This is a genomic window from Blastocatellia bacterium, from assembly GCA_035275065.1.
Taxonomy (GTDB): domain Bacteria; phylum Acidobacteriota; class Blastocatellia; order UBA7656; family UBA7656; genus DATENM01.
This window is the reverse complement of sequence record DATENM010000028.1, coordinates 33,985-45,874: the sequence shown is the minus strand read 5'-3', so window position 1 is coordinate 45,874 and position 11,890 is coordinate 33,985. Positions and strand designations below refer to the sequence as shown.

Here is an 11,890-nt window from a genome sequence, read left to right as displayed (position 1 = left end):
CGGCGGAGGCTGTGCAATGAAGAAAGTCGTGTGGGGTGTGCTGGGCGTTGCCAGGATCGCAACGCAGAAAGTGATTCCGGCGATGCAGCGCGGCGCGTGGTCCGAGGTGCGGGCCATCGCCTCAAGGGATTATCACAGGGCCGAAGCCGCAGCCCGCGAGCTCGGCATTCCCACCGCTTATGGCGCTTACGAAGAACTGCTCGCCGACCCGCAGATCGAAGCCGTCTACATCCCGCTGCCCAATCACCTGCATGTGCCGATGACGATTCAAGCCGCCGAAGCCGGCAAGCATGTGCTTTGCGAAAAACCGATTGCCTTGTCGGCAGACGAAGCGCGCCAGTTGATCGCCGTGCGCGACCGAACGGGTCGCCGCATCGAAGAAGCCTTCATGGTGCGCACGCACCCGCAATGGCTGGCGGCGCTCGACCTTGTGCGACAGGGGCGCATCGGCGAGCTGCGCGCCATTAGCGGCGTGTTCAGCTACTTCAACCGCGACCCGCAGAACATTCGTAACCGGCCCGAATATGGCGGCGGCGCGCTGATGGACATCGGTTGTTATCTGGTGGCGATGTCGCGTTACCTGTTTCAAGGCGAGCCGCGTCGCGTGATGGCTTTGATCGAGCGCGACCCTGAGATGCAGGTTGATCGGCTGACTTCAGGCATTCTCGATTTTGCCGGCGGGCAATCTACTTTCGTGTGCAGCACGCAGATGGTGGCTTATCAGCGCGTGCAAATCTTTGGCGCGCGCGGGCGCATCGAGATCGAGATTCCCTTCAACGCGCCGCCCGACCGCCCGACGCGCATCTTCATCGACGATGGCTCAAGCCTGTTCGGTGAAGGCGTCGAGACCGTCGAGCTTCCCATCGTTGACCAGTACACGATTCAAGGCGACCGGTTCTCGCAGGCGATTCGCGAAGACCTGCCGTCGCGCTATCCGCTCGAAGACGCCGTGCAGAACATGGCCATCATTGACGCGCTCTTGCGCTCGGCGGCGTCTCAGCAATGGCAGACACCCTGAAGCGCCGGGCTGTGCGAGAATCATTCCTCCCTTTTAAGGCCCAGGATTTTCTTAGAACCGCGGCGGCGAATTATGTATAATGCCGTTTCCGGTTCCATCTATCTCGTCGTTATCGTCAACCAACAGTTGAAAAATTGCAGGAGGAAACACCACCTATGTCTATTCGCCGCCTATCCCGTGCGCTGATTCTCATGCTCGTTTGCGCCACCGCCTTGATGGCGCAGACGGCGCGCCACCCGCTCAAGCTGGACGATGTTTTCCGCATGCGCGACGTGCGCGACCCGCAAATCTCGCCCGATGGCCAGTGGGTCGCTTATGTGGTTTCGACCACCGACGTCAAGGAAGACAAGAGCAGCTCGCACATCTGGCTGGCGAGCTACGACGGCAAGAGCGACCGCCAGTTTACCTTCAGCCTCGACAGCGAATCGTCGCCGCGCTGGTCACCGGACGGCAAATACCTGTCGTTCACGTCGGGGCGGCCCGGCAAGGCCAAGGGCAGCCAGGTGTGGCTGATGGATCGCAGCGGCGGCGAGGCGTTCCAGCTTACAGAGTTGAAAGGCCGCTTGCAGGGCTACGAATGGTCGCCCGATGCCAAGCGACTGGCGCTGGTCATCGGCGACCCAGACCCTGATGAAGAACCGAACCCGACGCCACCGGCTAACGCCACGCCACCGGCTAACCCCGCGTCGCCTACGGATGCGAGCAAGCCTGCCGACAAGCCTGCCGACAGGCCGAAAGCGCCCAAGCCCATCGTCATTGACCGCTACCACTTCAAGCAGGACGTACAGGGGTATCTGCTTTCAGGGCGTCACAGCTACATCTACCTCTACGACATCGCGACAAAGAAGCTGGAGCGGCTGACCGCAGGCCGTGTCGATGAAGCCGCGCCCTCCTGGTCGCCCGATGGCAGCCGCATCGCCTTTTTGAGCAACCACGGACAAGACCCCGACCGCGAGCCGTCCTATCAGGTCTTCGTTGCCGAGGCGCGCGCCGGGGCGACCGAAAAGGCGCTGACGCCGGCTACGAGCCGCGGCGGGCGGGCGCGCTTGGAGTGGAGCCCGGATGGTCGCTGGATCGCTTTTGTTGAAGGCGATGAGAAGAAATATGGCGCCTACAACATGGATCATCTGGTGTTGGTCGCCGCCGACGGCAACAGCGCGCCGCAGCATGTCAAAGCCGTCGAAGACCTCGACCGCGCCATCTCGTCGCCGCGTTTCAGCGCCGACGGCAAAGCGATCATATTTATGGTCGCCGACGACCGCTCGGTCTACCCGGCGCGCGCCGCGATTGCCGGCGGCAGCGTCGAGCGCCTGCTTGCGCCGCCGGTCGTCGTTTCAAGCTGGACGACCGCCGCGGGCCACGCGACAGTGCTTTCGGGCGGTGACACGAAGGCCACGGAAGTCTATGCCGTGGACGGCAGCACCTTGCGACAGCTCACGCACCAGAACGACGCGCTGATGGCCGAGCTTGATATTCCGCCGACCGAAGAAGTCGGCTTCAAGAGCAAGGACGGCACCGAAGTGCATGGCTTGCTGACTTATCCGGTGGGCTATGTGAAGGGTACGCGGGTGCCGCTGCTGCTGCGCATCCACGGCGGCCCGAACGGCCAGGATCAACATTCGTTCAGCACCGAGCGGCAATGGTTCGCGGCAAACGGCTACGCGGTGCTGGCGGTGAACTATCGCGGCAGCAGCGGGCGCGGCCAGAAATTCTCGCGCTCGATCTTTGCCGATTGGGGCCATTACGAAGTCGAAGACCTGCAAGCCGGCGTCGATCATGTCATTCAGATGGGCGTCGCTGACCCTGACCGCCTGGGCGTCGGCGGCTGGAGCTATGGCGGCATTCTGACGGATTATATGATCGCCAGCGACAACCGCTTCAAGGCGGCGACCAGCGGCGCGGGCACGGCATTCACGGTCTCTTTCTACGGCACCGACCAGTACATCATTCAGTATGATTACGAGATCGGCCCGCCTTGGGACCCGAAAGCCTGGGAGACTTATGTGAAGCTCTCTTATCCGCTGCTGCACGCCGACCGCATCAAGACGCCGACGCTTTTCTTAGGCGGCGAGCGCGACTTCAACGTGCCCATACAGGGCAGCCAGCAGATGTATCAGGCGTTGCGCAGCCTCGGCGTAGACACCCAACTGGTGATCTACCCGAACGAGTTCCACGGCATTCAGCGCCCAAGCTATAACCGCGACCGGCTGGAGCGTTACCTCGCCTGGTATGACAAGTACATCAAGCGCGCGGCGGGCGCGGCCAGCGCCGGCTCGTCGGAGAAACGTTAAGATATCGCGCGCGACAAAGTGAAGCGGCGGGTTAGCCGCGAATGACACGAATCACCCCGACCGGCACGATGAACGGGTGAGTGCCTCAGCGTCGTGACTGATGGTGCGATTCGTGTCATTCGCGGCTCCTTGTTTAAGAGGCGATCATCTCTCGCCATTCGTGTCGCGCCCGATGCCGTGATGAAAGACCAGATGGCCGCCGCACCAGCCGCCCACGCCCAGCACAATCAAGCCGAGACTTTCGAGCGCCAGCGTCGCGGCGCGGCTGTGGCCTTCGGGCGGCGTCGGCCCGCCGCGTAATAACAGGCTGGCCGCATAGAGGCTGACGGCAAGCAGCATCAGCATCATGTGCGTGGTCGCCAGCTTCTGCGCTTGAGGCCGCTCTTCGATTGCCGCGTAGTCCGCCGCGCCCGCCATGCCCGCGAGCAGCGCAACCGCCAGCCCCGCGGCAATATTCCAGAATGAGATGGCCCACCAGACGGCTTCACCGCGCCAGCAGCCGACTGCGTCCCAGAGCAGCGAGGTGCCGAGCAACGCCAGCGGAAAGTCACTCAAGACCGCATGCAGCGGGTGGCCAAACACGCGCAATCCTTTGCCCATACGTCCTCGGCTATGCTTTCGCGGCAAAGACCGCGAGCAGCAGGATCACGAAAGCGACGACGGCGACCAGGCCGTGAATGGCGACGTACGGCTTGGGCAGCGCCTGCCGCCGCAGGTGGTACGAGAAGAGCACGAAGCCGCCGATGGCCGCGCCGGCGAATAAGACGAGCGCGATGATGGCCTTCGTTGATCCGGCGCCGCCCATGACGGCGACGATTAAAGCCACGAGGCCCGACGCGGCGATCACGCCATGCAGGATGGCCAGCCCCATCGGCGGCAGCTCTTTGCCGCTGAATCGCATGATCGCCATAACCGCGCCGCCGAGCGCGGCGACTGCAAACAAGATAGCTGCTAGTGTCACGTTCTTCCTCCCACAGAAGATGTTGGAGCATTGCTTCACTGGTACAGAGCCGCGGGCGGGCGATTGGTTACAACCCGGAGAAATAAAAAACGGCTTGTAACCTTTCGGCGGCGGCGTACTCTTTATCATGAGAGGAAGAGTGAAATGATGGCAGACGTGAGCGCGGTGCCTGTGAGCGCGGAAAAGCTCTCGGACGAAGAAGTGGTCGAGCGCGTGCGCGCTGGCGACACCGCATGGTTTGAAATCCTCATGCGGCGCTACAACCGGCGGCTCTTTCGCGTCTCGCACTCGATCCTCGGCGACCCCAGTGAGGCCGAAGACGTGATGCAAGACGCTTATGTGCGCGCGTACACGCACCTTGATCAGTTCGATGGCCGGGCGCGATTTGCCACCTGGCTGACGAAGATTGCCGTTCACGAATCATTGGCGCGGCTGCGCCGCCGCCGCCGTCTTGTCGAGATGGACGCGTACACGGAAGCGAGCGAGGATCACAGGATGCCGGTATCCAACACGCCCAGCCCTGAACAGGAGGTGCTGATCCGCACCCTCGGCATCATTCTGGAAGCCGCCATCAACGGCCTGCCGGCGGCTTACCGCTCGGTCTTTATGCTCAGAGAGGTTGAAGAGATGAGCACAGCCGAGACCGCCGAGTGTCTCGGCATCAGTGAAGAGGCCGTCAAAGTGCGCCTGCACCGCGCGCGCTCGCGGCTGCGCAAAACGATCACCGCCCAGACCAGCCTGGCGACCGCGTCGGCCTTTCAGTTCGACGGCGCGCGCTGTGACCGCCTCGTCGCGCGCGTTCTCGAAAGGATCACCCCGCAGTCAAGCTGACCCGATTTGTGGCGCAAGCGGTTAGCTTGCGCAGGGGCTCGCGCAAGCTAACCGCCTTGCGCCACATCGGATCGAAACTGCTCTAATCGCCTGCCGGCGATTCAATCGCGGGCGGGTGCGGGTGGCGCTTGAACAGATGAGTCGTCCAATCCTTGAACTGCTCCATGTAAACATAGACGACCGGCGTGATGTAGAGCGTCAGCAGTTGCGAGACCAGCAGGCCGCCGACTACCGATAAGCCCAGAGGCCGCCGCGATTCCGCGCCCGCGCCCAGCCCTAAAGCAATCGGCAGCGTGCCGAGCAGCGCCGCCATCGTCGTCATCATAATCGGGCGGAAGCGCATCAGGCTGCCTTCAAAGATCGCCTCTTCGGGCGACTTGCCTTCGTTGCGCTGCGCTTCGAGCGCGAAGTCAATCATCATGATGGCGTTCTTCTTAACGATGCCGATCAACATCACCAAACCGACAAACGCATAAATATTCAAATCGACGCCGAAAACCATCAGCGTCAGCAGCGCCCCGAACCCGGCAGAAGGCAAGCCCGATAGAATCGTCAGCGGGTGAATCAAGCTCTCGTAGAGAATGCCGAGCACGATATAAATCACCAGCACCGCGACGAGCAGCAACATCCCCAACCCTTGAAGCGACGATTGGAAGACCTGCGCCGTCCCTTGAAACGACGTGCTGATCGTTTCCGGCAGCTTCATCTGGCCGACCGTCTGCTGCACCTGATTGACCGCATCGCCAATCGATACGCCGGGCTTGAGGTTGAACGAGACCGTCACCGACGGCAACTGGCCAGAGTGATTAACGGTCAACGGCCCGACGCTGGGCTTCAAGGTCGCCACCGTGCCGAGCGGCACTTGCTGGCCGCTCGCAGTCTTGACGTAGAGCAGGCTGAGCGCCGCCGGGTCGGCTTCGTATTCGGGCGCGACTTCCATCAGCACCCAGTACTGATTGCTCGGCGTGTAGATGGTCGTCACCTGCCGCTGCGCGTAGGCGCTGTAGAGCGCGCTCTCCAACTGGATGGCCGAGATGCCCAGGGATTGCGCCTTGTCGCGATCCATCTCGACGGTCACCTGCGGGCTGGTGATCTGCAAGTCCGTGGTCACGTCCTGCAAGATGGGCAGTTGGCGCAGCGTCTCTTCGACGCGCGGCGCGGCCTCGTACAGCTCGCGGTTGTCTGCCGATTGCAGGGTGAACTGGTACTGGCCTTTGCTGGTGCGGCCTCCGACGTTGATTGCCGGTGGGTTCGACAGGTAAACGTTCAGGCCGGGAATGCGCGACAGTTTCGGGCGCAGCTCTTGAATGACTTCGTCGGCGCTCAAGCGGCGCTCGCCGCGCGGCTTCAGACGGATCAGGAAGCGCCCATTGTTCGACGTTGAGTTGGCGCCGCCTGAACCGACCGACGACATGAAGGCTTCGACGTTCGGGTCTTGTTGAATGATGGCGGCGGCCTGTTGCTGGTGCTTGACCATCGATTCAAACGAGATGTCCTGCGCCGCTTCGGTGGTGGCGTTGATCTGCCCCGTGTCTTCGCTGGGGATGAAGCCCTTGGGAATCTTGTCGAAGAGATAAATCGTCGCCACGAGGATCAGACCTGAAACCGCCATCGTCGCGGCCCGGTGCGCCATCACATGCCTGAGCGTCCAGCGATAAGCCGCCAGCATGCCATCAAAGACGCGCTCGGACATTTGGTAGAGCCGACCGTGCCGCTCGCCTTTGTGTGCGCGCAGGAAGCGGCTGCCGAGCATCGGCGTCAGCGTCAGCGACACCAGGCCCGAAACCAGAATCGCCGCCATAATCGTCACGGCGAATTCATTCAGCAAGCGACCCAGGATGCCGCCCATAAACAGCACGGGAATGAAGACGGCGGCCAGGCTGATGGTCATCGAAACGATGGTAAAGCCGATCTCTTTCGCGCCCTTGAGCGCCGCCTGAAACGGGCGCTCGCCCAGCTCGACGTGGCGCACGATGTTTTCCAGCATGACGATGGCGTCGTCAACGACGAAGCCAACCGATAGCGTCAGCGCCATCATCGATAGATTGTCCATCGTGAAGCCGAGCAGGTACATCACCGCGAAGGTGCCGAACAGCGACATCGGCACGGCCAGGCTGGGGATGATCGTCGCCGACAGGTTGCGCAGGAAGAGAAAGATCACCAGCACGACCAGGAAGACCGTCAGCGCCAGCGTGAACTTCACATCGCTGATCGATTCGCGGATGCTCTGCGAGCGGTCGAATAGAATGTTCAAATCGACCGACGCCGGCATCTGCTCGCGGAAGGTCGGCAGGATCTTCTTAACGTTATCCACGACTTCGACGGTGTTGGTGCCGGGCTGGCGCTGGATGGCCAGCACGATGGCGCGCTCGTCGTTAAACCAGCTCGCCACCTTGTCGCTCTGCACACTGTCGAGCACGCGGCCCAGCTCGCTCAGGCGCACCGGCGAGCCGTTCTGATAAGCGACGATGATGGGCCGGTACTGATCGGCAGTCTGAAGCTGGCCGTTCGCCGCGATGCGCAAAGATTTATTCGGGCCATCGAGCGTTCCCGTGGGCAGGTTGGCGTTCGACTGCGCGACGGCCTGCTGCACTTGATCCATGCTGATGCCGCGCGACGCCAGTTGATTCGGGTCGAGCTGGATGCGCACGGCGTACTTCTGCGAGCCGTAGACGGAGACTTGCGCGACGCCGTTGATCATCGAGATGCGCTGCGCCAGTTGCGACTCGGCATATTCGTCTACGGTTGAAAGCGGCAGCGTCGGCGAGCTCAAGGCCAGGAACAAGACCGGCGCGTCCGCCGGGTTGACCTTTTGAAATGATGGCGGCGTCGGCATCTCGGTCGGCAATTGCCGCGAGGCGCGGGCGATGGCGGCTTGAACGTCCTGCGCCGCCGCGTCAATGTCACGGCTCAAGTTGAACTGCACGACAATCGAGGTCGAGCTCTGGGCGCTCGTCGAGGTCATGTTATCGATGCCGGCGATGGTCGAGAGCTGTTTTTCGAGCGGCGTCGCCACCGACGAGGCCATGGTTTCGGGGCTTGCGCCCGGCAGGCTGGCGCTGATGTTGATCGTCGGGTAATCAACGTTAGGCAGCTCGCTTACGGGCAGCAGGCGATAACCCATGATTCCGAATATGAGGATGCCCGCCCAGATGAGGCCCGTCGTAATCGGGCGGCGGATGAAGAGACTGGCGATGTTCATAACTTCCCCGATAGTGACAAGTGACAAGTGACGAGTGACAAGACGTTGTCACTCGATCTCCTCGAACGCTGCGGCAGGCGCAGCCCTCTTGTCACTTGTCACTTGTCACCTGTCACTCTCTACGGATTGTCCTGTCCGGCGTTTTCCGTGACCCGCACACGGCTACCGGGACGCAAGCGCAACTGGCCATCGGTGACGACGGTTTCGCCGGGCTCAAGGCCGCTGGCGATGATGCTCTTTTCGCCCGCGGTGCGCTGCACCACAACCTTGCGCATCTCGACCGTCTGGTCGTCTTTGACGACGAAGACGTAAGTGCCCTGCTGGCCGGTCTGCACCGCCACCGAAGGCACGACCGTGGCATTCGCCTGCGAGGTCAACGTCACCGCGACGTTGACGAACTGGCCGGGCCACAGTCGCTGTTGCGCGTTCGCGAAGGTCGCTTTCATCTTCACGGTGCCGGTCGCCGGGTCTACGGCGTTATCGACAAAAGTCAGGGTGCCCTGTTCGGGCGGGCCCGCGTCATTGGGGAGGGTGCCTGTGACCGGCACCGCGCCCGCCGCCATGTAACGCTTGATCTCGGGCAACTGGGTTTCCGGCACCGAGAAGGTGACATTGATCGGCGTGACCTGATTGATAACCACCAGCGGATTCGGGTCATTGGCTTTGACGACATTGCCCTGATGAATCATCAGGCTGCCGGTCCGCCCGTCAATCGGCGCGCGAATCTCTGTATAGCTCGCCTCGACCGCCGACGACTGCACGGCGGCTTGCGCGGCTTTGACGGCATCGCGGGAACTGGCGACCGCCGCTTGATCCGCCTTGACGACCGCCGCGAGCGCCTCGGCGTTGGTGCGCACCTGGTCATACTGCTCTTTGGAAACAACGCCCTGTTTGGAGAGGTACTCGTAACGCTGCGCCTGCACGGCGGCGGTCTGCGCCTGCGCCTGGTCTTTAGCCAGATTAGCCTGCGCCTGCCGCTGTTCGTTGACGGCGCGCGCCTGGTTGGCCGCCGCGCCCGCCAGATTGGCCTGCGTCGAGCGCGGATCAATATTAAAGAGCAAGTCGCCTTTCTTGACGAACTGGCCTTCGGTGAAGTTGACCCGGGTGATCTGTCCTTCGGTCTGCGACGTGACCGACACGGTCGAAGCCGGCTCGGCGCGGCCTATGGCGCTGACCTGTAGCGGCACGGTCTCAAGCGTCACCTGGGTTGCTGCTACGGGCACGGCGGGCGGCTGCTGGGACTGTCCCGCGGCCTGCTGCTTCTTGGTGAAGACGCCTGAAAAAAGAATCGAGCCGACGATAACCGCAGCGAGCGTCGCCGCGGCAATCAAGCCGCGTCGCCCCAGCCGCCGAATGATGATTTTATAATCGGGAATTCGTAATCGCTGGAGGGTTTTCTTAAAATCGTTGCTCTGCATAATCGGTTCTCCCAAACGCATCGCGCGGCGTCCCGGGTCGCGGTGATTCGATGACCCATGCGCCGCGCTAATATGGTTTGCGCTCTTTAATTAAGTACGACGACCGGGCGCTGCCGGTTACGTCGGTCTGCCGCCCGGCTTCAGCGCTTCAAAGATACGCGGCGGCATATCCTTTCAGAACAAGTGTCGCGCTTCCTGCACCGATCATGTACATAAACCGGCGTCCTGCTCGCCCCCTGGCTAGGTGTGCAATGGATGTGCCGTCACGCCCACGCTTCGGCCAACGCGCTTGACAGCCGGAGCCATTGGCCATAGGCTTTCTTGGGCTATCCAGTCCTGATTCAGCTAAACAATCTTGAGAACTGAGAGGGTGCAATGAGTCTGATTCGTCTCGTCCCGCAAGCGCAGCCCCAGGCCGATTTGAAGACCGTCTATGATGCCGTCGTCGTCGGCAGCGGCGCGGCGGGCGGCATGGCGGCGCACGTACTGACTTCGCGCGGCATGAAAGTCCTGCTGCTCGAAGCCGGCAAAAAACTCAACGTCGAAAAAGAACTGAAATCGATGGAGTGGCCCTACGACCACCCGCGCCGCGGTCAGATGCCGCCCGACTCGCACGCGCTGTCGTTCAACGAATACAACATCCGCCAGCCGCCCTATGGCAAGGACATGAAATTCAATCACGTCTATTCTTATGTGCAGGGCTGGGGCGGCTCGGATTACAGCAAGAACATCGTCGTTGACGAGCGCGACCACCCATACACCGGGACGAATTATGCCTGGGTGCGGGCGCGCGTCTTAGGCGGCAAGACGAACATCTGGGGGCGGCTGGCGCTGCGGCTTTCGGATTACGACTTCAAGGCCAAAACCCATGACGGTTACGGCGAAGACTGGCCCATCGCGTACAAAGACATCGCGCCTTACTACGACAAAGTTGATCTCTACCTCGGCATATCAGGCGTCAAAGAGAACCTGCCGCACCTGCCCGACAGCCTCTTTCAACGCCCCGTGCGCTTGACGGCTGCCGAGATGAAGCTGCGCGCCGGCCTCAAGAAGATGGGCCGCGTCTTGACGCCTTATCGCGCCGGCGTCACCACCGACGGGTTGAAGCACAACCAGTATCGCAGCCGCTGTTACGGTCGCGGCGCGTGCAACCGCCGGGCGGGCGGCTGCGACATTCACGCGGCCTTTGATTCGCCGACCGGGCTGATCTACCCGGCGATGGATACGGGCAAGCTGACGTTGCGCACCAACGCCATCGCCCGCGAAATCACCGTCGATAAGAACACCGGCAAAGCCTCGGGCGTCAGCTTCATTGATTCAGAGACCGGCAAGACCTACGAGGCGAAAGCCAAAGTCGTAGTCATTGCCGCTTCGACGTTGGAATCGGCGCGCTTGCTGCTGCTGTCGAAGTCGGAGAAGTACCCGAACGGCATCGGCAATTCAAGCAATCACGTCGGCCATAATTTCTGCGAGCACATCATGGGGCCGGGCGTCACCGGGCTGGTCAAAGATCAAATCGCCAAGCCACGCACCAATGATGACGGGCGACCGGGCAGCTTTTATGTCCCGCGCTTCCGCAACCTGACGGACAAGCACGCCGACTTCATCCGCGGCTATGGCTTTGAAGGCGGCAGCGGCACGCAGATCTTCCCGTACAATGCGTTCGAGACGCCGGGCTTCGGCAAGGGCTACAAGACGAGCGTGCGCGAGTACGCCGGCGCGTTCATCGAGATGGGCGCGTTCGGCGAAGTGCTGTCGCGTTATGAGAATTACGTTGACCTCGACCCTGAGGTGAAAGATAAGTGGGGCGTGCCGTCGCTGCGCTTCCATTACAAGTTCGGCGACAACGAGCACAAGATGGCCAAAGACATGGCGGCGACGGCGCAAGAGATGTTCGAGGCCGCCGGCATCGAGATCATCGGCGTCAACCGCACGGTGCTTACGGAAGGCTGGTCAATCCACGAGCTGGGCACGGCGCGCATGGGCGCGGACCCGAAGACTTCGGTGCTGAACCAGTTTCAACAGTCGCATGATGTCAAGAACCTCTTCGTCGTGGATGGCAGCAGCCACGTCAGCGCCTCGTGCCAGAACCCAACGTGGACGATTATGGCGCTCGCCTGGCGCTCGTGCGATCACCTCGCCGACGAGTTCAAGAAAGGAAACCTCTAA

The 11,890-nt window shown here is 61.9% G+C and carries 8 protein-coding genes; 4 read left to right on the top strand and 4 right to left on the bottom strand.

Annotated features, from left to right (window positions below; genetic code table 11):
- Positions 1–16 precede the first annotated feature (16 nt).
- Together VJ464_05200 and VJ464_05195 are read left to right on the top strand one after the other, a co-directional pair.
- Positions 17–1,018, top strand: coding sequence for a Gfo/Idh/MocA family oxidoreductase (locus VJ464_05200; protein HKQ04504.1), 1,002 nt, complete (start codon positions 17–19; stop codon positions 1,016–1,018).
- A 155-nt stretch (positions 1,019–1,173) separates the two neighbouring features.
- A complete protein-coding gene (locus tag VJ464_05195; GenBank protein HKQ04503.1) occupies positions 1,174–3,309 on the top strand; it encodes a S9 family peptidase in 2,136 nt (711 codons plus the stop codon).
- A gap of 144 nt (positions 3,310–3,453) precedes the next feature.
- Here VJ464_05195 and VJ464_05190 read toward each other — a convergent pair whose 3' ends face one another.
- The gene (locus VJ464_05190) at positions 3,454–3,909 is read right to left on the bottom strand and encodes a DUF2231 domain-containing protein (protein ID HKQ04502.1); all 456 of its coding nucleotides are present in this window, start codon (positions 3,907–3,909) and stop codon (positions 3,454–3,456) included.
- 10 nt (positions 3,910–3,919) lie between these two features.
- Positions 3,920–4,270 carry a hypothetical protein gene (locus VJ464_05185; protein HKQ04501.1) on the bottom strand — a complete coding sequence of 117 codons (351 nt, stop codon included), beginning with the start codon at positions 4,268–4,270 and terminating at the stop codon, positions 3,920–3,922.
- A gap of 144 nt (positions 4,271–4,414) precedes the next feature.
- Between VJ464_05185 and VJ464_05180 the strand changes: the two genes are divergently transcribed.
- A complete protein-coding gene (locus VJ464_05180; GenBank protein ID HKQ04500.1) occupies positions 4,415–5,101 on the top strand; it encodes an RNA polymerase sigma factor in 687 nt (228 codons plus the stop codon).
- Between the two features lie 82 nt (positions 5,102–5,183).
- Here VJ464_05180 and VJ464_05175 read toward each other — a convergent pair whose 3' ends face one another.
- Positions 5,184–8,303 (bottom strand): multidrug efflux RND transporter permease subunit, encoded by a 3,120-nt coding sequence (locus VJ464_05175; GenBank protein ID HKQ04499.1) that lies wholly within the window; start codon positions 8,301–8,303, stop codon positions 5,184–5,186.
- 119 nt (positions 8,304–8,422) lie between these two features.
- Entirely contained in the window at positions 8,423–9,721 is a 1,299-nt protein-coding gene (locus VJ464_05170) for an efflux RND transporter periplasmic adaptor subunit (GenBank protein ID HKQ04498.1), read from the bottom strand.
- A 375-nt stretch (positions 9,722–10,096) separates the two neighbouring features.
- On the opposite strand from VJ464_05170, the gene VJ464_05165 reads away from it, so the two are divergent.
- Positions 10,097–11,890: a GMC family oxidoreductase gene (locus tag VJ464_05165; protein HKQ04497.1), complete on the top strand. Its 1,794-nt coding sequence runs from the start codon at positions 10,097–10,099 to the stop codon at positions 11,888–11,890.